At 31.2% G+C, this 22,644-nt stretch carries 23 protein-coding genes; 15 read left to right on the top strand and 8 right to left on the bottom strand.

Going from position 1 to position 22,644, the window contains the following annotated elements; all coding sequences use genetic code 11:
* Position 1: 1 nt before the first annotated feature.
* From BLU40_RS12115 to BLU40_RS12095, 5 genes are all read right to left on the bottom strand, one after another.
* Positions 2-325: a DNA-directed RNA polymerase subunit omega gene (locus tag BLU40_RS12115; RefSeq protein WP_090123839.1), complete on the bottom strand. Its 324-nt coding sequence runs from the start codon at positions 323-325 to the stop codon at positions 2-4.
* Positions 325-1,143 (bottom strand): outer membrane protein assembly factor BamD, encoded by an 819-nt coding sequence (locus tag BLU40_RS12110; RefSeq protein ID WP_090123837.1) that lies wholly within the window; start codon positions 1,141-1,143, stop codon positions 325-327. Before BLU40_RS12110 ends, BLU40_RS12115 begins: the two co-directional genes overlap by 1 nt.
* Before the next feature lie 110 nt (positions 1,144-1,253).
* Complete coding sequence (locus BLU40_RS12105) at positions 1,254-1,769, bottom strand: ferritin (RefSeq protein WP_090123835.1); 516 nt, start codon at positions 1,767-1,769, stop codon at positions 1,254-1,256.
* 43 nt (positions 1,770-1,812) lie between these two features.
* A complete protein-coding gene (gene dapA, locus BLU40_RS12100; RefSeq protein WP_090123833.1) occupies positions 1,813-2,688 on the bottom strand; it encodes a 4-hydroxy-tetrahydrodipicolinate synthase in 876 nt (291 codons plus the stop codon).
* Positions 2,688-3,209 carry a DUF6913 domain-containing protein gene (locus BLU40_RS12095; RefSeq protein ID WP_090123831.1) on the bottom strand — a complete coding sequence of 174 codons (522 nt, stop codon included), beginning with the start codon at positions 3,207-3,209 and terminating at the stop codon, positions 2,688-2,690. Before BLU40_RS12095 ends, dapA begins: the two co-directional genes overlap by 1 nt.
* Positions 3,210-3,262: 53 nt before the next feature.
* On the opposite strand from BLU40_RS12095, the gene BLU40_RS12090 reads away from it, so the two are divergent.
* Genes BLU40_RS12090 through BLU40_RS12075 form a run of 4 tightly spaced genes read left to right on the top strand, consistent with a single transcriptional unit; the run spans position 3,263 to position 6,433 of the window.
* Positions 3,263-4,012 (top strand): 5'-nucleotidase C-terminal domain-containing protein, encoded by a 750-nt coding sequence (locus BLU40_RS12090; RefSeq protein ID WP_090123830.1) that lies wholly within the window; start codon positions 3,263-3,265, stop codon positions 4,010-4,012.
* Positions 4,013-4,018: 6 nt separating this feature from the next.
* Positions 4,019-4,933, top strand: a complete 915-nt coding sequence (locus BLU40_RS12085) for a bifunctional metallophosphatase/5'-nucleotidase (protein WP_090123828.1) — start codon at positions 4,019-4,021, stop codon at positions 4,931-4,933.
* A gap of 18 nt (positions 4,934-4,951) precedes the next feature.
* A complete protein-coding gene (locus BLU40_RS12080; RefSeq protein ID WP_090123826.1) occupies positions 4,952-5,992 on the top strand; it encodes a GMP reductase in 1,041 nt (346 codons plus the stop codon).
* Positions 5,993-6,049: 57 nt separating this feature from the next.
* A complete protein-coding gene (locus tag BLU40_RS12075; RefSeq protein ID WP_090123824.1) occupies positions 6,050-6,433 on the top strand; it encodes a DoxX family protein in 384 nt (127 codons plus the stop codon).
* Here the strand turns inward: BLU40_RS12075 and BLU40_RS12070 are convergent.
* The gene (locus BLU40_RS12070; RefSeq protein WP_139170959.1) at positions 6,425-8,323 is read right to left on the bottom strand and encodes a hypothetical protein; all 1,899 of its coding nucleotides are present in this window, start codon (positions 8,321-8,323) and stop codon (positions 6,425-6,427) included. The genes BLU40_RS12075 and BLU40_RS12070 overlap by 9 nt on opposite strands.
* Before the next feature lie 250 nt (positions 8,324-8,573).
* Here BLU40_RS12070 and BLU40_RS12065 point away from each other — a divergent pair, with 250 nt between their 5' ends.
* The 11 genes from BLU40_RS12065 to BLU40_RS12015 all read left to right on the top strand — a co-directional run bounded on the left by BLU40_RS12065 (position 8,574) and on the right by BLU40_RS12015 (position 19,025).
* Positions 8,574-10,817 carry a molybdopterin-containing oxidoreductase family protein gene (locus BLU40_RS12065; RefSeq protein WP_090123820.1) on the top strand — a complete coding sequence of 748 codons (2,244 nt, stop codon included), beginning with the start codon at positions 8,574-8,576 and terminating at the stop codon, positions 10,815-10,817.
* A complete protein-coding gene (locus BLU40_RS12060; RefSeq protein WP_090123818.1) occupies positions 10,814-11,347 on the top strand; it encodes a 4Fe-4S dicluster domain-containing protein in 534 nt (177 codons plus the stop codon). Before BLU40_RS12065 ends, BLU40_RS12060 begins: the two co-directional genes overlap by 4 nt.
* Before the next feature lie 10 nt (positions 11,348-11,357).
* Positions 11,358-12,299, top strand: coding sequence for an NrfD/PsrC family molybdoenzyme membrane anchor subunit (gene nrfD, locus BLU40_RS12055; RefSeq protein WP_090123816.1), 942 nt, complete (start codon positions 11,358-11,360; stop codon positions 12,297-12,299).
* A gap of 11 nt (positions 12,300-12,310) precedes the next feature.
* Positions 12,311-12,838 carry a YeeE/YedE family protein gene (locus tag BLU40_RS12050; RefSeq protein WP_090123814.1) on the top strand — a complete coding sequence of 176 codons (528 nt, stop codon included), beginning with the start codon at positions 12,311-12,313 and terminating at the stop codon, positions 12,836-12,838.
* 19 nt (positions 12,839-12,857) lie between these two features.
* Positions 12,858-13,448 (top strand): YeeE/YedE thiosulfate transporter family protein, encoded by a 591-nt coding sequence (locus tag BLU40_RS12045; protein ID WP_090123812.1) that lies wholly within the window; start codon positions 12,858-12,860, stop codon positions 13,446-13,448.
* A gap of 15 nt (positions 13,449-13,463) precedes the next feature.
* Entirely contained in the window at positions 13,464-14,138 is a 675-nt protein-coding gene (locus tag BLU40_RS12040) for a rhodanese-like domain-containing protein (RefSeq protein WP_090123810.1), read from the top strand.
* A gap of 17 nt (positions 14,139-14,155) precedes the next feature.
* Positions 14,156-14,782, top strand: coding sequence for a rhodanese-like domain-containing protein (locus BLU40_RS12035; protein ID WP_090123808.1), 627 nt, complete (start codon positions 14,156-14,158; stop codon positions 14,780-14,782).
* 290 nt (positions 14,783-15,072) lie between these two features.
* Positions 15,073-16,062, top strand: coding sequence for a rhodanese-like domain-containing protein (locus BLU40_RS12030; protein WP_090123806.1), 990 nt, complete (start codon positions 15,073-15,075; stop codon positions 16,060-16,062).
* Positions 16,063-16,104: 42 nt separating this feature from the next.
* A complete protein-coding gene (locus BLU40_RS12025; protein ID WP_090123804.1) occupies positions 16,105-17,103 on the top strand; it encodes a rhodanese-like domain-containing protein in 999 nt (332 codons plus the stop codon).
* A 114-nt stretch (positions 17,104-17,217) separates the two neighbouring features.
* Positions 17,218-18,270 carry a porin gene (locus BLU40_RS12020; RefSeq protein ID WP_090123801.1) on the top strand — a complete coding sequence of 351 codons (1,053 nt, stop codon included), beginning with the start codon at positions 17,218-17,220 and terminating at the stop codon, positions 18,268-18,270.
* Between the two features lie 101 nt (positions 18,271-18,371).
* A complete protein-coding gene (locus tag BLU40_RS12015) occupies positions 18,372-19,025 on the top strand; it encodes a Crp/Fnr family transcriptional regulator (RefSeq protein ID WP_090123798.1) in 654 nt (217 codons plus the stop codon).
* 72 nt (positions 19,026-19,097) lie between these two features.
* On the opposite strand, the gene ligA is transcribed toward BLU40_RS12015, so the two are convergent.
* A complete protein-coding gene (gene ligA / locus BLU40_RS12010; protein ID WP_090123796.1) occupies positions 19,098-21,104 on the bottom strand; it encodes an NAD-dependent DNA ligase LigA in 2,007 nt (668 codons plus the stop codon).
* Between the two features lie 89 nt (positions 21,105-21,193).
* Positions 21,194-22,639, bottom strand: a complete 1,446-nt coding sequence (locus tag BLU40_RS12005; protein ID WP_090123794.1) for a glyceraldehyde-3-phosphate dehydrogenase — start codon at positions 22,637-22,639, stop codon at positions 21,194-21,196.
* Positions 22,640-22,644 lie beyond the last annotated feature (5 nt).

The raw sequence follows: 22,644 nt of genomic DNA, 5'->3' as shown, positions 1-22,644 counted from the left end.
ATTATTCTTTATCTTCTGGGTTTCTATGATAAATTTTACCTTCTAACCATTCTTCAACAGCTATTGCAGTTGGTTTTGGTAATTTTTCGTAAAATTTAGAAACTTCAATTTGTTCTTTATTTTCGAAAACCTCGTCTAAACTATCTGTATAAGTAGCAAATTCTTCTAGCTTATCAATTAATTCAGATTTTAAATCTCCATTAATTTGCTGAGCTCTTTTAGCTAAAATTGTAATTGCTTCGTACAAATTTTCTGTAGGAGCTTCAATTTTATCTCTATTGTAAGTAATAGTGCTACTCGCAGCTTTCGTATTTTTATAATCCATTATATTTCAGTTTTTAGCGCAACTACCGCATTTAATTCCTTGTTCAATTCTTTTACCAGTTTTTCTGTTTCTTTTAAATATTTAGATTCAGAAAAATTCTTTTTAAAACGCTCTTGAAATTTAAGTGCATTTTTTATTCTTTCTTCTTTCTTTCTATATATACTTTTCATACCTAATTTGTATGATGCTAAAAACTTAGTATATAACGCTTCTTCTTTATAACTAGTACCTAAATGGTCTGCTAATAAATTATCAAAAGCTACAATTGAAGCAATATAATCTTCTGTTAAGTAATATTGTTTGGCAATTTCGAAAGATTTTTTCTCTAATTTATGGTTTAATTCTTTAATATATTTATTAGCATCTGTCAATCTTTTAGAATCTGGATATTTATAAATAAAGTTTTGTAAAGCATTAATAGCTTCATTTGTATCTTTTTGATCTAAACTAAATACTGGAGAAGCTAAATAATAGCTGTGTGCAGATAAATATGCTGCTTCCTCTAACTTAGAACTTTTAGGATAGTTTTTTGCAAACTTATCGAAATAATAAGCTGCTAAGCTATATTGTTTGGTATTGTAATGGGCTTGCGCAATCATATATTGAATACGTTCCATTTGAGGTTTTCCTCTATATGATGGCGTTACTTTTTCAAATAACTGAATTGCTTTATTGAACTTTTGGTTCTCATACATTTCAGTAGCCATTTTATATTGGTCACCTACAGCACCTTTGTTTAATACTTTTTGGTATTCGCCACAAGACATAAATGTAGCAGCGACACAAATAATTAAAATGTAAATTTTATTTTTTTGCATTTGGCAAAATTAGTTATTAATTATGGATTATTAAAATGTTTTATTAATAGTCCACAAATTTAACTTTCTCAGGAAATAAATATTGCTTAAAGCTCTTAATTGTTTGTTAATTATGCGCCTGGCATAACAGAGCTTACAACAGTAAGTTGTTTAACATCATTATCAAATAAATATAAGCCACCTTTATCGTCTCCAATTAGGTTTATTTTATCAAGAATAGTTCTCGCTTGTGCTTCTTCTTCAATTTGTTCTGCAACATACCATTGTAAAAAGTTATGAGTAGCATAATCTTTTTCTTCTAATGCTATATGTACCAATTCATTTATGCTTTTAGAAACAAACACTTCGTGATTAAATAGTGTTTCAAACATTTCTTTTATTGAACCAAACTCTAAAGCTGGTTGACTTAGTTCAGAAACTTTTGCATGTCCTCCACGTTCATTTACGTACTTAAACATTTTTAACATGTGCTGGCGTTCTTCATCTGAAGCATCATACATAAATTGAGAAACTCCTTCTAACCCTTTATCTTCTGAATAAGAAGCCATTGCTAAATATATTTGAGAAGATTCAGCTTCAATTCTAATTTGCTTATTTAAAGCCGCTTGCATACTTTCTGATAACATAATTCTTTATTTAAAATTTCACTTGATTTAAAAAGTAAAATTACTAATAATTATCAATAAAACTATTAATTTTTTCTTGTAATTGAGGTGTGGCTTCAACTAAAGGTAAACGTACATTTGCCGAACAAATTTCTAGCTTCTGTAACATTGCTTTTATACCTACCGGATTTCCTTCTTCAAAAATAAGATCTATACTATTAGCTAATTTGTAATGTAAAGCAAATGCTTCGGTATTTTTACCTTCTATACCTAATTGAATTAATTGAGAAAAATCTTTTGGTAAACCTTGCCCTATTACTGAAATAACTCCAGAACCTCCAGCCAATGTCATTGGTAAAGCAATCATATCGTCTCCAGAAATTACCATAAAATCTTTTGGTTTGTTCTGAATTAAGCTCATTGCCTGCACTATATCTCCTGCTGCTTCTTTAACAGCAACTACGTTTTCAAAATCGTTAGCCAATCTAATAATTGTATCTGGAGCTATATTTACACCTGTTCTACTTGGCACATTATATAAAACTATTGGCTTTTTAGTACTTAAGGCAACCGCTTTAAAATGTTGATACAACCCTTCTTGACTAGGCTTATTATAATATGGTGCAACTGATAAAATTGCATCAAAATCGCTTAAATCTGTTTGCTTAATTTCTTCAACAACATTTACAGTATTATTACCCCCAATACCTAACACTAAAGGTAGCTTACCATTATTAGCCTTAATTATTGTTGCCTTAACTAACTCTCTTTCTTCAAGAGTTAAAGTTGCTGCCTCGGCAGTTGTTCCTAAAACAACTAAATAATTTACACCATTGTTTATTTGGTATTTTACCAAACGCTTCAAACCTTCAACATCTACAGTATTATCACTATTAAATGGTGTTACTAAAGCTACTCCGGTTCCTAATAATTCTTGCATTATAATTTCTTTAAAATCGTTAAGTATTTTTTCAATTCAGAATTAAAAACAGTATAATCATCTGGTTCACAATCAACCAACAACTGATATAATTCATTATTTAAATGTGTAAAACCAGCGTTAAACACCGATTTACACTGCAATATTAACAAGTTGACATATAAATTATCAACTTTACTGTAATTAATTAACAAATCGTATTTTTTTGTTAAAATGTTTTTCAAATAATCAGATTTTACTTTTCCTCTCCAACCAAAATCTGCACCGCTAAATGAATTCTCTATAGGCGCTTTCTTATTCTTCTTATTTACAGCAATTACCGTTGTAATATTACTTTTATCTACCTTCAACAAAGATGATAGTTCCTTTACAATACTTTCTTCATCATTAATAGCGTCAATAATTACAATAATATTGTTTATTTTTTTTGAAGATTCTTCCTTAGTTTCATTAACAAACTCGGTAAGTTTCTTGTTAAAAAATATTTGATTAGTTTTTCGTTTGAATCCTGTAAAAATCATCTATATTTACCCTTGAATTCACAAAATTAGTTAAAATCATTAGCATTTCAACAATGAAAAATTTTATTCTATCATTTTTTGCAATTTCACTACTTTTTAGTTGTAAAAATGAACCCAATAAATTAGTTAAAATTGAAGGTAAACTTTTACCTATTACAAAAGAAACTGAATCAGTTAAAGAAATCGAAGACTACATTGCTCCTTTCAAAAAAAAGGTTGAAAGCGAAATGAGTAGCGTTTTAAGTTATACTCCTGTTGATTTGGTTAGAACAGATGCATTAAACGAAAGTAGCTTAGGAAATTTAATGGCTGATTTATGTTACGAAAGAGCAAATCCGGTTTTTAAATCTAGAACAGGTAAAAATATTGACTTTGCTTTGTTCAATTTTGGAGGTATAAGAGCTGGAATTACTAAAGGTAATATTAAAACTGAAAACGCATTTAATTTAATGCCTTTTGAAAACACTTTGGTTGTTGCAGAATTATCTTCAGAAAAAATAGTTGAACTGTGCAATTTTCTTATAAAAGCCAATACAGCACACCCATTATCTAAACAAGTTAAATTGGTTGCCACAAAAAGTGGTTACACTTTTACCATAAACAATAAAAAAATAGATAAAACCAAAACATACTTTGTTTTAACATCTGATTATTTACAAAATGGTGGAGACAATATGGTTTTCTTTAAAAACCCTATTAAATTACACAAACTAGATTACAAAGTTAGAAACGCAATTATAGATTATTTAAAAGAAACGGATACAGTTAAGGTAAAACTTGATGGTAGATTTATAATGAAATAAGATATTATGAAAAGAAGAAATTTTATTCAAAAATCATCAGCTGCTGCTGCTTTATTAACTGTTGGAGGACTTGGGTTAGAATCGTTTGCTAAAAAAACATCTAAACAAATTACCATTTTACATACAAACGACACGCATAGCCATATTGAGCCGTTTGATATAAACCACCACAACTACCCAAATATGGGAGGCGTAGCACGTAGAGCAACTTTAGTTGAAAATATTAGAAAAGAAAATCCAAACACTTTATTATTAGATGCCGGTGATATTTTTCAAGGAACACCTTATTTTAATTACTACGGTGGCGAAATTGAATTTAAGCTAATGAGTATGCTTAAATATGATGCTGCAACTATTGGAAACCACGATTTTGATAATGGTATAGATGGTTTATACGCGCAACTACCTAATGCAAAGTTCGATTTTGTATCATCTAATTACAATTTTAAAAATACCGTTCTAGACACACATGTAAAACCTTATAAAATCTTCAATAAAAGCGATATTAAAATTGGAGTTTTTGGAATTGGAATTGAATTAAAAGGACTTGTAGATAATAAATTATATAAGGAAACTAAATATTTAAATCCTGTTGAAATTGCTCAAGATATGAGTAGAATTTTAAAAGAAGATGAACAATGTGATCTAATTATTTGTTTATCGCATTTAGGATATCACTATACAGAAAAACATTCTAAAATTGATGATTTAACACTAGCTTCTAAAACTAAAAACATAGACTTAATTATTGGAGGACATACACATACGTTTTTACCTAAACCAACTGTTACTAAAAATAGCGCAGGCGAAAATGTTTTGGTTAATCAAGTAGGCTGTTACGGTTTAAATGTTGGTCGAGTTGATTTTCATTTCGACAGTGATAAAAATATAACAAGCAAAGGAAAAAGTATAATAGTTTAAGAGAATAAAATAGATAGAATGAGAATTGAAACGGGATTAAAATTAGGGTTTAAAGATGTAATGATTCGCCCAAAAAGATCAACTTTAAGCTCTAGAGCACAAGTATCTTTAGATAGAAAATTTACTTTTCTACACAGCAACTACAAATGGAAAGGTGTGCCAATTATGGCTGCCAATATGGATACTGTTGGAACTTTTGAAATGGCTAAAGAATTAGCTAAACATAGAATTTTTACCGCAGTACATAAACATTATACCATTGAAGAATGGAAAACTTTTGTAGACAGTGCTTCAACCGAAATTATAGATTATATAGCCGTAAGCACAGGTACAAGTACTGCCGACAAAGAAAAAGTAGCTACTATTTTTGAACAAAACCCACATTTAAAATTTATTTGTATTGATGTTGCCAATGGTTATTCTGAGCATTTTGTAGGTTTTGTAAAACACATGCGTGAACAATATCCAAACAAAGTAATAATGGCTGGTAATGTGGTTACTGGAGAAATGGTTGAAGAATTAATTCTTGCTGGTGCAGATATTGTAAAAGTTGGAATTGGACCAGGATCTGTTTGTACAACTCGTGTAAAAACTGGTGTTGGTTACCCACAACTTTCGGCAATTATAGAATGTGCGGATGCTGCACACGGATTAGGCGGACAAATTGTTTCTGATGGTGGTTGTAAAATACCAGGAGATATTGCCAAAGCTTTTGGTGGTGGAGCAGATTTTGTTATGCTTGGCGGAATGCTTGCTGGACATACTGAAAGTGGCGGAGAAACTATTGAAATTGATGGTGAAAAATTCAAGCAATTCTACGGAATGAGCTCCGAAACTGCAATGAACAAACACGTTGGTGGTGTTGCAAACTATAGAGCTTCCGAAGGAAAAACAGTACAAATTCCTTTTAGAGGAGCTGTTGAAAATACAGTTCAAGATTTTTTAGGAGGTTTAAGATCTACGTGTACTTATGTTGGTGCTAGCAAATTAAAAGAACTAACTAAAAGAACAACTTTTATTAGAGTTCAAGAACAACACAATCAAGTTTTTTCGAAATAAAATAAACTTATTTGTAAACTCATAAAAATTCATCGTCTAAATTTAAAACCTTAGACGATGAATAAAAAGCTTTACCTTCTTTTACGAATTATTATTGCTGTAATTTTAATTCAAACATTACGATTTAAATTTACGGCACATCCAGATAGCGTTTATATTTTTTCAAAAGTAGGCTTAGAACCTTTTGGAAGAATTGGCATTGGAATTATTGAATTAATTGCAGCTGTTTTAATTCTAATTCCTAAAACTATTTGGGCAGGAGCCACATTAACTTTTGGAATTATTTTTGGAGCAATTATAATGCACTTAACTCAATTAGGCATAGAAATTAATAATGATGGAGGTACATTGTTTTATATGGCTTTAGGAACCTTTATTTTAAGCGGAGTAGTAATTTGGATAGAAAGACAACAACTTCCAATTATTGGCAAACTATTCTAACTCCCACACAGGCAAAACACATTGCTTATCTAACTTTTGTAAAAGAGGCTTTAAACCATTAATTAAACTTTGCTGCATTACTTTAGAATCTTCTTTATGACATTGCAAACAAGCTCCAACAGTTAACAGTTGCTGCTGCTCTTTTATTGAAAAAGGTCTAAAATCTGTTCTTGTTGAATTTACAACTCCTTTTGGAGTTTCACCTAAAAAAGGAATCCAAGCATCTTCAGGTAAATTATCATTTTTATTTATTGCATACTCGGCAACAAATTGCCACTTACCTACTCCATTTTCAACTATATAATTTAATTCTCCATTTCCATACCCTAAAGTTGCCGAATTCGAATGACAACTTTTACAATCTCTAACTTTTGAAGTTGTAGTATGCGGTGAATTTGGAGCGTACAACCTATGAAACGAAACATCTTCTCCTATTTTTTTTCCTGAATAACTACCTTTATCAATAGTTAAAATCATTCCAGGTACAGCAGGTTCAATATGTTTTCCTTTCTTATTTTCTCTAACTCCCATAGCGGGTTTAGATGACGAAAATTCAGCAATAAACTCTTTCCATTGCCCTTTACCATACTTTCTATCTAACAAATCAAATGCTCTAGGTTCGTTTTCATCATACTCATTATGGCAACCAATACAACGCGATGTCCAGGATGAATGGCAAGTTGAGCAACTTACATTTTTATGCACATTATCTCTCGAACAAACATCACTTTGTGATTTTAATAGATGCAACTTTTTATCTTTTTTACCAATTAAAAAAGCATTTCCAACAGAATCTACATAAGTATTCACCAGTGGATGTCCATCCTTTTCAACTGCAATTATCTCTTTATCATTGTGTTTATAATCTCTATGTAAAAAAACCAACAAACTTTCTCTATCTAAAGAATCGTAAGGCATTGTTCTTGGTTTTTCTTTAAAATGACAATCGCTACATTGTAAAGAAACCGCATCTTCTTCGTGTATGTATTTTTTACCATCACCCATTACTTCGTGCGTACTATGGCAATCTATACACAACAAGCCTTTAGTATGGTGCACATCTTCTTCAATATATTTATAAACACGCTTATCATCTAAAACTCTAAACCCTTCTTTTGAAGTCAATTCTTCTTCATCTAACAAGGTTTCTTGCCAACCTTCATAATTTGTTGAAATTCTACTTGAACGACTATGACAACCAAAACAATGTTCATTTTGCACAAAAATATCTGTTGAAGGATGTGCTTTAGGTAATTCTTTTTTATTTGAAGCTATATATGAATCTAAATCCTTTTTTGCTTCTTCGGAATAATTTAAATGGCACGCATTACAACCTCCACCTCTACTTAACTGTGTAATTGCACCAAACTCTTTTTTCTCGGCTCCTAAATGACAATTAGCGCATAAATCTCGTAAATGCTTATTGGAAGGCGAATTTTTTATTTGCTGAATATGATATTGATAATTTGGAGAATCTGCCTCACCAAAAATATATTTATCAACTGCCACCAAACCACTATTGGTAGCCATTAACGAATTTTCAATTTTGCGCAATTCGTTTGGATGACATTTTCCACAAGTCTCTTTAGCATCGCTTAAATTTCCGGGAATTAAAACCATTCCTTTATGAGATTTTTCTTTTTCTAATGCTGAAGTATTTCCTAAATGACAACTTGCACAACCAATTAAATCTGGATTATGATAACTAGAATAACCTTTTGTATTTTGGTGACACTCTAAACAAGATTCTTTTTTTCCTGTTACTACACTTACCTTTTCTTCAGAATTCAACTTATAATAATCTTGAGATGATTCATTATAAATTTTAACCCCAATTAAGCTAGCTGCAAAAACTAAGAGCATTAATATTAGAAAGTACTTTTTCTTCATAAATTAGTTTCTCTAACAAAATTACAACAATTAAAATTTACACCTTCAGCAACTATAAAATATAATTTACTGACAATTAAAACAATACACATCATCTAGCTACTTACGTAACACTTGTTACTTACAATTATTTGATTATTAATTATTTACTGTAACTATTGTTACCATAGCTAATACTTTTCTATGACTTTTATCATACTCTAAAATTCGAGCTATAAATATCTTTACAAAGACTAAAACAATTTAACATATGACAACTTCAAGAAGAAAGTTTATTAAAATTTCTGCCTTGGGTTTAGGAGGTGTTGCAACTGCAACATCGGCTTTTAGCATGTTCGGTTCAAGTTCTTATTTAAATGAACTAGTAAAACAGAATGTAACTAAAAAACTGAAAAGAACTCCAACCTATTGCGAAGTGTGCTTTTGGAAATGTGCTGCTTGGACTTATAGTGATGAAGATGGAAATATCCAAAAAATAATAGGAAATGAAACTGACCCACATTGTTACGGAAGACTATGTCCTCGTGGAACTGGTGGTGTTGGTATGTATTCCGATGAAGACCGTTTGAAAACTCCGTTAATTAGAACAAACGTTAACGGCGAAGAAACTTTCAAAGAGGCTAGTTGGGACGAAGCTTTAGACTTAATTGCTTCAAAATTCAAAAACATTAAAGAAAAATACGGTGCTGAATCTTTGGCATTATTAAAACACGGTTCTCCAGGTAAACACTTGGAACATTTGTTTAAAGCATATGGATCAGACACTATTGCAGAGCCTGCTTATGCACAATGTAGAGGAGCACGTGAAGCTGGTTTTGCTTTAACTTACGGATCTTGGGTAGGATCACCAGAACCAACTGATATTAGAGATACTAAATGTTTAGTACTTATCGGTTCACATATTGGTGAAAACATGCACAATTCACAAGTTCAGGAAATGTCTGATGCTATTGATAACGGAGCAACTATTATTACAGTTGATCCTCGTTTTTCAACAGCAGCAAGTAAATCTAAACATTGGTTACCGATTAAACCTGCTACAGATATTGCATTAATGTTGGCTTGGATGAATGTAATTATTGAAGAAGGCATTTACGATAAAGAATATGTAGAAAAATACACTACTGGATTTAAAGAGTTAAAAGATCACGTTTTAAACTTTACTCCAGAATGGGCGTATGGAATTACTACAATTAAACCAGAAGTAATTAGAGAAACGGCACGTGAAATGGCACACGCAGCGCCAGCTGTAATTGTACATCCTGGTCGTCACGTTTCTTGGTATGGAGATGATACACAACGTGCAAGAGCTATGGCTATTTTAAATGGTTTATTAGGTTCTTGGGGACGTAGAGGTGGCTTCTATTTTAAAGAAAGTATTAAAGTACCTAAATATCCTTCACCTAAATATCCACACCCAAAATGGGATTGGAGAGATATTGGAGAAAAATACCCTATGGCGCAAATGGGAATTACAACTGAAATAATTAGAGCTGCAATTCCTAGTAAAGACAATAAATATCCTGTAAAAGCAATGATGGTTGCTGGAACAAATATTACCAAATCTATTCCTGAAAAAGCATTGCTTGAAAAAGCTATGGACGAATTAGAGTTTATGGTAGTTTTGGATACAATGCCAATGGATGTTACTGGTTATGCCGATGTTGTTTTACCTGAATGTACCTATTTAGAACGTTACGATGGTATTCGTTCAGCAACAAATAGAGAACCTTCTATTGCGGTTCGAGTTCCTGCAGTAAAACCTAAATACGATTCTAAACCTGGTTGGTGGGTTGCCAAACAAATTGGTGAGCGTTTAGGTTTAGGTGAATATTTCAATTATAATGATTATAAAGAAGTAATTGAATGGCAATTAAAACAGCTAGGAACTTCGTTAGAAGAAATGAACAAAATTGGAGTAAAACACTTCCCTAGAAAATCTGGCTCATTATATATTGAAGAAGGAAAAGATCACGAATTTGCTACTGAAAGTGGTAAAGTTGAATTGTATTCTAAAGAATTGAAAAACTTAGGCTTCGATCCTTTACCAAAATACACAAAACACCCTGAAGCACCTCAAGGATTCTACAGATTAAATTATGGACGTGCTCCTATGCATACGTTTAGCCGTACAGCAAACAACCCAAATTTAAATGATTTAAAAAGTGAAAACAATTTATGGGTAAACCCAAAAGTTGCTCGTATTCTTGGTTTAAAAACCGGGCAAGAAGTTTGGTTGCGTAATCAAGATAAAATCACATCAACTTTCGGAATAAAAGTTAGAGTTACAGAAAGAGTTCGTTGGGATTCTGTTTATATGGTTCACGGATTTGGTCACGACAACAAAAAATTAACTCGTGCCTTTGGAAAAGGAATTAATGACACACAAATGATTTCTAAAACTATGGTTGACCCAATTATGGGTGGAACAGGTATGAGAGGAAACTTTGTTGAGATTTTAACTGAAAACCCACATAAAACTGTAGAGATATGAGATATGCAATGGTTATAGACACACTAAAGTGTGTTGGATGTAGCGACTGCGTAGTTGCTTGTCAAACAGAGAACAATGTACCAATTGGGTACTGTAGAGATTGGATTACTGAAACTGTAAGCGGTGCATATCCAAATATTGAATTAGAACTAAAATCTGAACGATGCAATCATTGTGAAAATGCACCTTGTGTACGTTGTTGTCCAACAGGCGCGAGTCATCAATTAGACAATGGAATTGTATTAGTTACAGGTGATGAATGTATTGGTTGTGGAGCTTGTATAGAATCTTGCCCGTACGATGCACGTTTTCAACATCCTGAAGGTTATGTTGATAAATGTACGTTCTGTCACCACAGATTAGAAAAAGGACAACTTCCTGCTTGTGTATCAGTCTGCCCTACAAAATGTATGTATTTTGGAGATTTAGACAACCCAAATAGTGAAGTTTCTAAATTGTTGAAAAACAGAAAATGGAAAACTTTAGCTCCAGAAGCTGGAACAAAACCTAAAGTTTATTATCTAATTTAATCTTTGAATTATGCAAGAAGAATTATTTGTAAGCGGAAGAAATATTCCGAACATAGATCCCTCATTAGAAGTATGGCACTGGCCAATTTCGGTGTACTTATTTTTAGGAGGATTGGCAGCAGGTTTACTGTTTTTTGCAGCATTAATTACTGTTTTAAAAAAGGATAAAGAATATCCTGCAGCAGTAAAATTTGCATCAATAGTATCTCCATTGGCTCTAACTTTAGGGTTAATAGCTTTATTTTACGATTTAACTCATAAAATTTATTTTTGGAGATTATACACAACTGTAAGAATTGAATCTCCTATGAGTTGGGGAGCTTGGGTATTATTAATAATCACTCCATTATCATTTTTATGGGTACTAAGTTATTACACAGAATTGTTTCCAAAATTTAAAATGAAGTTTGAATTTTTAAACACTTTTGAAAAATTCCTTCAAAAAAATAGAATGTTAATGGCATATGCTTTATTACCATTATCAATTGTTTTAGGAGTTTATACAGGTATTTTACTTTCGGCTTTTAATGCAAGACCATTATGGAATAATGCCATTTTAGGACCTCTATTTTTAACTTCTGGTTTATCTACTGGTGCTGCAACAATTATATTATTAGCAAATACCGCTAAGGAACGTCACTTCTTTAGCAAAATAGATTTAGGCTTGGTAATTTTAGAACTAGGTTTAATTGTACATATGCTAATGGGAATGTATGCTGGTTCTGAAGTACAATTAGAAGCTATGCAATTATTAATTGGAGGAGAATTTACAATGATGTTTTTTGGATTTGTTGTAATTCTAGGTTTAATAGTTCCTGCCATTTTAGAATTTTTAGAATTAAGAGGTTTTAAAATTCCAGTTGCTATTCCTGCTTTACTCATTTTATTAGGAGGACTCATCTTCCGTTTTGTAATGGTTGAAGCTGGTCAAATTACACGTTACCTTTATTAAAAAATTTAAGTATGAAAGTTACTGAACAAAACAGACATATATATTGGAACCCATATTTTGGTGGCTTCCTTTTAGGATTAATAGTACTTTTCACTTTCTATATGACAGGAAGAGGATTAGGTGCTAGTGGAGCAATGAAAAGCACTGTAGTTGCGGCTGTTGATGTAGTTGCACCAACACACGCTGAAAACAATGCGTATTACAGTAAGTTTATTAGTGAAGATAAATCACCTTTAAATAATTGGTTAGTTTTTGAAGTTTTAGGAATTTTAATTGGTGGACTTATTTCTGGTGGACTATCTGGAAGAATTGGCTGGAAAGTTCAACATTCGCCAAAAATTACAAAAAGAAGAAGATTATACTTTGCACTTGGTGGAGGTATTTTATTTGGAATAGGAGCTCAATTAGGTAGAGGTTGTACAAGTGGAGCTGCTTTAAGTGGTATGTCAGTACTATCTGTAGGTGGATTTATTTCTACCATTGCCATTTTTGGAACTGGTTATTTGGCTGCTTATTTCTTTAGAAAAAACTGGATTTAATTAATTAAAAAAAAATATTATGGGACCATTAATTCCTAACGAAATAATACCTTATGAATGGAATAATATTATTGCCATTTTAATTGGTATTGCTTTCGGATTTGTTTTAGAATCGTCAGGTTTTTCTTCATCAAGAAAACTTGCAGGTGTATTCTACGGTTACGACTTTGCCGTACTTAAAGTCTTTTTTACTGCAGCTGTAACTGCTGCCATTGGATTGTATTATATGGACTACCTTGGATATGTAAATTTAGGTGAACTTTATGTTCAACCAACATATTTATGGGGTGGTATTATAGGTGGAGCTATTATGGGTGTTGGATTTATTTCAGCTGGATTTTGTCCAGGAACTGCCCTAACAGCTGTTGCCATAGGAAAAATTGATGCCATTGTTTATATCGTTGGAATTATGATTGGAGTTTTCATTTTTGCTGAAGCTTATTCTATATTTCAACCTTTATACGAAGGATCATATCTTGGAAACATCACAGTAGTTGATTACTTTGGAGCAAACCCGTACTGGTTTATTTTTGGATTAACTGTTGTTGCGGTACTCGCTTTCTTTGTAACCGATATTATTAGAAGGCGTGTTAAAAAAGTATTTTATTAATAAAACCGAATTATTATGTCTACAAACAAATTAATTACACCTCGCTATTTATTTCTGTCGGCACTTATTATAGTACTTGCAGGAGGTTTGGTTTTATTACCAAAATTTGAAAAACAAGAAGGTATTGCACCAGAACTTTTACTTAGCAATGCCATAAGCCCTGAACGTTATATTTCTACTGATGAGCTAGCTGATAGAATTATTAGTAACGATCCTTCAATTTTATTAATTGATGTTAGAGATGAAGCTAGTTTTAATGAAAATACATTACCAAATTCAGTAAATATTCCTTTAGATCAATTACTTAATGAAGATTTTGAAGGTTATTTAGATCAAGCTGAATATGATGTAATTTTATTTTCAAACGATAGTTTTAAAGCAGATCAAGCTTGGATTTTATGTAACAGATTAGACTATAAAAATCTCCACGTTTTAAAAGGTGGAATAAATGAATGGTTTAATACTATAATTAATCCAAAAAAACCTTCTGAAAATATGCCACAAACAGAATACAATTTATATTCTTTCAGAAAAGCGGCAAGTATGTATTTTGGTGTTATGTACGTAGATCAAGTTAAAAAACCTGATTCAAAAAAGGCATACGTTGCACCTAAAAAAACTACTACAACTCCAAAAGTTGTTGTTCCTAAAAAGAAGAAAAAGAAAATGCCTGTTGAAGGTGGTTGCTAATTAAAAAGTTTAAACAGATGAAAGAATTAGAAAAAACAAAACGAATATCTATAGCAGCTGTTATCACTATTTTAGTTGTAATCATAGCTTTGTTAACGTATAAAAAGCCAAAACATTTATATACAGTTAATACGCAACAAGCATTAGAACAAACAGCATTGAATAATTTTATTCAAAAAAGTGAATTGAATTCTGAAACTATTCTAATTGATATTAGAAATAAGTTTGAATTTGAAAAAGGACATATAGAAAATGCCATTAATATAGATGCTTCAGATATTTTATTAGAAGATAATAAAAATGTATTTGAAACACTTAAAGAAGAAGGTAAAAATGTAGCACTTTATGGCAATACTCCTTCTGAAGCTATTGCTCCGTTAATGGTTTTACAACAATTAGGTTTTAACAATGTAAAAATATTAGCTGTTAATAATTCACTTAATCAAGATAAATTGATTACAACTCCTGCTGAAATTGAAAAGAAAGGAGAAAACATCAATAAATTTATTGAGACTTCAGCAAAAAAGGTGAATGAATTAATGAAAGCAAAGCCTAAACCAAAACCAGTTGTAAAAGCTCCTGTAAAAAAGGTAGTTATCCCTAAAAAGAAGAAAAAGAAAATGCCTGTTGAAGGCGGTTGTTAGTTTAATTAAATTGATAAAAAGAGGCTGAATTCAGCCTCTTTTTTTATGCCTAAAAATCTAGAAAACAGCCTTAAAACTAGTCTTCAACCAGAATTCTTAAAGACTTTAAACTAAAGCTGTTCACACTCCTCACAAACACCTGAAAATCATATATCTATATATGTAACTTAAGTGTCACAGTAAACACATTCTATATTACAAAAGTGTGATATAAATCATAAAACGAAAACGTTTTCGTAATTATCTTTATAATACCAAATAAACAATTTAACACTATAAAAAATAATAACATGAGAAAATTAAGCGTCTATTCTGTGCTATTTTTTGTCATATTGACAATATTTAGCAGTTTTAAAAACAATGAATCAGAAACTACAAATCCTCCTTCTGAATTTGAATTATTAGTGAAACATTTAGAAGAAAATGGAAACTTTATTAATAGCACATTATCACCTGCTTTAATTGATGCTACCCAACTAAAAGAAGAGCTAAAAAACAAAACCAATTTAGTTCTAGATATACGAAGTGAAAGCTGGTTTGAGTATGGACATATTAAAAAAGCTGTAAATATAAAAGCTGTAGATATTTTAGATTATTTTGAATCTAAAATTAAACCAGAAGATTACACTAAAATTACCATTGTTTGCTATTCTGGTCAATCTGCTGCATACTACACAAGTTTATTAAGATTATTAGGTTACAATAATGTTTACAGTTTAAAATGGGGAATGAGTTCTTGGCACGAAGATTTCGCAGCAAACAGCTGGGTGAAAAACACTAAAGAAAACTTGCTAGATAATTTAGAAACAACTGAAAATCCGATACCAGAAAAAACAACATATCCTACTATAAACACAGGAAAAACAGTTGCTACAGAAATTTTAAAAGAACGAGTTAAAGCTGCATTTCTAAAACCTTATAAAGAGTTTGTTGTTAAGGCTCCTATTGCTATTGAAAACTCTTCAGACTATCATATAATTAATTATATGAGTAAAGACACATACAATGCAGGTCATTTAAAAGGTGCCATACTATATGAGCCTAATAAATCTTTAGCAACTACAACAAATTTAGCTACGTTACCAACTAATTCAAAGGTTTTAATAAACTGTAATACTGGTCTAGATGCGGCTTACGCTGTTGCATACTTACATATTTTAGGTTACGACATTTATAACCTAGCGTATGGTTCTAATGGCTACATGAATAAAATAATGTTGGAAAACCACTGGAATGGATTTTCAACAAAAGAAATTAAAAATTTTCCTGTAGTCGAGTAAAATTCGCCTTTTAGGCAAAAAACAAACATAAACAAACAAATCATGAAAAAACTATCATTATTATTAATTGGACTGTTATTTGTCCCTGCATTGTTCTTAACATCGTGTGATCAAGGTGAAGAAGTAGAAGAAACACCTAGGTTTACTATCCTAAGAGATTACGTTGTTGCAAATGGAATGGATATTAATAAAATTATTACAAATGAAGATGGAGCAAAGTTTGTTGTTCCTGCTCCTGCTCTAGCTGATTTAAATACTTTTTTAGATAAATATTATATTATTGATATTAGAAAAGCTGATGCTTTTGGTGCAAACCATATTGAAGGCGCTAAAAATATTGCATTTGGAGATATATTAACAGAAGGTGCAAATGCGAAAACTGCAGGAAAACCAGCATTGGTAATTTGCTATACTGGACAAACTGCTTGTTATGCTACAGCTTTAATGCGTATGTATGGCTATACAAATACACAAGCTTTAAAATGGGGAATGAGTGGTTGGAATGATGCAACAGCTTCACCTTGGAATGGAAAAATTGGATCGAATCCTGCTCAAGGAGATTCTAATTGGACAACAAGTGCTGCACCAACAACTCCTACTTTTACTGAAACTCCTTTTATAGCATTAACTTCTACAAGCGGCTCCACTTTATTAAAACAACGTGTTGAGCAAGCTGTTGCCGATGGATTTAAAACTGTTGTAAATACTGATGTTTTAACAAGCCCAGAAAGTTACTATATTAATAACTTCTTTTCTGACGCGCATTACACTGGATTTGGACATATAAAAGGTGCTTATAGAATTAATCCTATAACTTTTGGAGAAAACACGATTCATTTAGATCCAAGTAAAAAAATAGTTACCTACTGTTATACTGGGCAAACTTCAGCAGTTATAACTGCCTGCCTAAATGTATTAGGTTATGATGCATATAGTTTAACCTTTGGAATGAATGGATTGTATTATGACAATTCTTTCTGGGCTGGAGTTTCTAACCATTGGGGTAGTAAATATGTTGCCGGATTACCTTATGCAGACTAAATAATAGTTATTCAAATTAATTAAAAAACACAAGTCTTTTCAAAAAAAATAGTTGAACAACAATGTAAAATAGCAATTATTTATGTTGAAAACACTTTCAAAATATATTATAATATGAAAACAAAAATTTTATTAATCGTAGTAGTATTACTTGCAGTAAACTTCTCTTTTGCACAAGGTTGTGAAGATGATATAGCCCCAACTGGAACCAAATCTGGAGTTCCTACAACTAGCAGCATAACATTTTTTGGTTATATTCAAGGACAATATTCTTCTGAATTTTTACAACCAGAAACAACAAGTTCATTTCACTTTAAAAGAGCTCGTTTTGGAGTAAGAGGACGAATAAATAGATCTTTCTCTTATTATGCTAGTTTAGAGGCTAGTGATTTTGTTTCTTCGGATGGTAATCCTTATTTATTAGATGCATTTATAACTTGGGATAAACACGAATGGGCTAAAATATCTATGGGTTCTTTTAAACAACCTTTTAGTAGAGACGTTGCAACAGCATGCCATTCTTTAACCACTATCGATCGTTCCATTGTAGCAGATCAATTAGTAGCTCCTCAACGTGATTATGGATTAATGTTATTAGGAGGTAGCAGTAAAACTAAATTTAGATACTCATTAGCATTAATGAACGGTACCGGACTTGGAACTAAAGATACCAACAAAAAGAAAGATGTTATAGGTAGAGCAACTTACCAGCTATTAAATTTTTTAAATGTTGGAGCTAGTTTTAGATATGGATACCCAACTAATGAAGATGATGATAGAACTTCTTACGGATTTGATGCCTTAATTTCTTATAAAAAATTAAGCGTACAAGGTGAGTATATTTATGATGAAGGCGCCTATAATTTAGGTGCAGATGGTGGCTGCGGAGCAACACCTGTAATTTTAGGCGATAAAAGACAAGGAGCCTATGTAATGGCAGCCTACAAGGTATCCGACAAATTACAACCTGTTTTAAAGTATGAATATTTTGATGCGGATACAGATCTTAAAGTATCACCTATTTCTGGTTATCAAGAAATGTTTACTGTTGGTGTAAATTATTTCTTCCATAAAAAAGTTAGATTACAAGTTAACTACCAAATTAAAGAAGTTGACAACAATTCAGATCACGATGCTTTATTAGCACAAGTACAAGTTAGATTTTAAACTTATATAGAAATATTCTAGATAAAAAACTCCTAATGTTACTTAGGAGTTTTTTTATTTTTTTAAATTTGTTATCTACAGTAAGTTGTAACAGTTTATATATGAATTCAGGAAAAGATTTAATTAGAGAGAAGTTAAACGATTATTACGCTCAAATATTTGAAGAGGAACTAATTGAAGATATTGTTAATAATAGTTTTATTCGAAATATTAAAAGTGGTCAATTATTACTAGATATTGGTGATAGCATGACACATATTCCCTTAATTTTAAGTGGAGCTGTTAAAATTATTAGAGAAGATAAAAACGGCGATGAAATTGCTCTTTATTTTTTAGAAAGAGGAGACACTTGTGCAATTTCTTTTATAAACTGTATTAATAGAAGCAAAAGTATGTTTAGAGGTTTAACCGAAAAAGATACTGAAGGTGTATTTATACCTGTTGAAAAGGTAGATGAATGGCTTATTAAATACGAAACTTGGAGGCATTTTATTATTGATAGTTACCATATGCGTTTAATAGAAATGGTAGAATCTATTGATAGTTTGGCATTTATGAAACTAGATGACAGACTACTTAAATACTTAACTGACAAGGTTAAAATAATGCAAAGTAACACCTTAATTATTACGCATCAAGAAATAGCTGATGACATTAACACATCTAGAGTTGTAGTTTCTAGATTGTTAAAACAATTAGAAAACGAAGGGAAAATTCAAATTAGAAGAAACCGAATTATTATTGATAATATTTAGACTTAACTGTCACTTCTACGAAAGCAAAAATCTATTTCGCTATATGTTTTTTTTCCTTTCCTTGAAAAGCGCTTAATTCTCAATTAATTTCAAATAATCACTCTCAGTTATTATTTCTACATCTAAAGTTTCTGCTTTAGTTCTTTTACTTGGCCCCATATTATCTCCTGCAATTACAAAAGTTGTTTTTTTAGATATAGAACTTGCTACTTTACCTCCATTATCTTCAATAGATTTTTTTAATTCGTTTCTATTAAAAATGGTAAACACACCAGAAACAACAAATATTTTACCAGTTAAAATTGTTGAATTATTTGCTAATTCATCTTCAGAAATTTCTAACTGTACACCATAACTAGCTAATCGATCAACTAACTGAATATTAATAAGGTTTTGAGAAAACTCAACAACACTCTCAGCAATTCTATCTCCAATTTCATCTACAGCTATTAACTCTTCTTCAGTCGCATTCATCAAATTAGTTATACTTTTAAAATGTTTTGCTAACTTCTTAGCAACAGTTTCTCCAACAAATCTAATACCTAAAGCAAATAAAACTTTTTCAAATGGAATTTCTTTAGATTTTTCAATTCCTTCAACCATATTTTTAGCAGATTTTTCTGCCATACGTTCTAAAGGAACAATTTGATCAACATTTAACTCGTATAAATCTGCATAATTTTGAATTAAACCCTCTTTAAAAAGTAACTCTACAGACTCTGCTCCTAATCCGTCTATATTCATAGCCTTTCTACTAATAAAATGTTGAATTCTTGCCGTAATCTGTGTAGGACAACCATACTCATTTGGACAATAATGCTTAGCATCACCTTCTTTTCTAACTAATTTGGTACCGCATTCCGGGCAATGAGTGCAATAAATTGTTGGTTCAGAATTTGAAGGTCTTTCTTCTAAATTTACACCAACAATTTTAGGAATAATTTCACCTCCTTTTTCAACATAAACAGTATCTCCAACTCTTATATCTAACTTTTCAATCTGATCTGCATTATGCAACGAGGCTCTTTTTACAGTTGTACCCGCTAATTGCACAGGTTCTAAATTTGCCACTGGCGTTATTGCTCCAGTTCTACCAACTTGATAGGTTATTTCATTTAAAATGGTTGCTTCTTGTTCTGCCTTAAACTTATAAGCTATTGCCCAACGTGGAGCCTTTGATGTAAAACCTAATTCATCTTGATATGCCAGAGAATTTACTTTTACAACAATACCATCTGTTTCATAAGGTAAATTATGACGCTCAACATCCCAATGTTTAATAAAAGTAAAAACTTCATCTATAGATTTACATTGTTCAATTGCTTTTGGCACTTTAAAACCTAAATCTCTAGCTTTTTCTAATGTATTAAAATGTGTTTTAAATTTATTTGAAGGCTCTACAATATGATATAATAAACAATCTAAAGGTCGTTTTGCTACTTCGGCACTATCTTGCAATTTTAAACTTCCGCTCGCAGTGTTTCTTGGATTTCTATACGCATCTTCACCGGCTTCAATGCGTTCTTCGTTCATTTTATTAAATCCATCTAAAGGCAAAATAATTTCACCCCTAATTTCAAAATTCTCTAATTCTTTGTTTTTTAAAACTAAAGGTATTGATTTTATGGTTTTAATATTTGCAGTAACTTCATCTCCTTGAAATCCGTCACCTCTAGTTACAGCACTTTGTAAAACACCATTTTCATAAGTTAAATTAATAGAAGCACCATCATACTTTAGCTCGCAAGTGTATTCTAATTTTTCTACTCCTACTATTTTTTGAATTCGCTTTTCCCAGTCTTCTAAATCTTCTTTAGAATAAGAGTTATCTAACGAGTACATTCTATTTTTATGAGTAACAGTATTGAAATTTTTTGTAACCTCACCACCTACTCTTTGCGTTGGGGAATTGGCATCAAAAAACTGAGGATTTTCTATTTCTAACTTCTCTAACTCTTTTAATTTCAAGTCAAAATCGTAATCAGAAATGGTTGCATTATCAAGCACATAATAATTATAATTATGTGTTCTTAACTCGGTACGCAACTCAATAATTTGCTGTTCAATAGTAGTAGCCATAAATGTAAAATATTGGCTAAAAATAATGATAATTTGATTATTGTAATTAAAAAGAGCCGAAAACTTTTGCCTCCGACTCTTTCCTTTTTTTAGTAGTAGGTAAATCTTCTTACCTGAGTAATATATCTTGCCAATCTAATTACTTGATGGCTATAACCGTATTCATTATCATACCAAACATAGAGCACTACATTAGAGCCTTTTGAATTTGAAATAGTTGCTTTACTATCAAAAATTGATGGAGCTGAAGTACCAACAATATCTGACGAAACTAACTCGTTACATACGGAATATTTTATTTGTTCAACCAAATTTCCTTCTAAAGCATACTTTTTCATAACAGTATTAATGGTTTCTTTGCTTGCTGCATTTTCTAAATTTAGATTTAAAATAGCTAAAGATCCATTTGGTACTGGAACTCGAATTGCATTCGATGTTAATTTACCTTCGAATGTTGGCAATGCTTTTGTAACCGCCTTACCTGCACCGGTTTCTGTAATAACCATATTTAAAGCTGCTGCTCTTCCTCTTCTATATTTTTTATGCATATTATCTACTAAATTCTGGTCGTTTGTATATGCATGTATTGTTTCTAAATGTCCGTTTACAACACCAAAACTGTCTTCAATAACTTTTAAAATTGGTGTAATTGCATTGGTTGTACAAGAAGCTGCTGAAAAAATATCGACCTTAGTTGGATCGAATTCTTTATGGTTTACACCATATACAATATTTGGAATTCCTTTACCTGGTGCTGTTAACAGTACTTTTGAAACTCCATTAGATTTTAAATGACGACTTAAAGCCTCCTTATCTTTAAAAGCTCCTGTATTATCAATTACAATAGCGTTTGAAATTCCATAGTTTGTATAATCAATTTCCTCTGGTTTATTTGCTGAAATAACATGAACCGTTGTACCATTAATTAATAAAGCCTTTTTCTCGATATCTGTACTAACTGTACCATGAAAATCTCCATGTACCGAATCACTTCTTAAAAGTGAAGCTCTTTTTTCTAAAACTTCTTTTGTAATTTCTCCTCGAGTAACTATAGCTCTTAAACGCATTAAATTTCCCTGCCCCGTTCTAATCATTAACTCACGAGCCAACAATCTTCCAATTCTACCAAAACCATATAAAACAACATCTCGAGGTTCTATATCATTATTATTTTTGGCTCCTTTTAAACAATTATGAACAAAATCGGTAAAATTATAATTATTACCATCTAAATAATATTCATAAACCATTTTTCCAATATCAATTTTTGAAGGTGGAATTTTTTGACTTTTAATTTCACGAGCAATTTCTACTGCATCAAAAATTGAAATTGGTTTTTCTACAAATTCACTTGCATACTCTACTAAGTTTAAAATTTCACTTACATTTTTATCAATTAATTGGTTTCTAAATAGAATTAATTCTATTGTATTGTCATACCACAGATCACTTATTAATCTAATAAATTCAACTGTTGCCCTCCGCTTATCAGCCTGACTTGAGAGCTCTTTTTCGTAAATTTTGTTGTAAGACATTTTTT

The organism is Lutibacter oricola, assembly GCF_900106565.1.
Classification (GTDB): Bacteria; Bacteroidota; Bacteroidia; order Flavobacteriales; family Flavobacteriaceae; genus Lutibacter; species Lutibacter oricola.
Note: the sequence above shows the minus strand (reverse complement) of the source record. Positions and strands in the feature narration are given on the sequence as shown.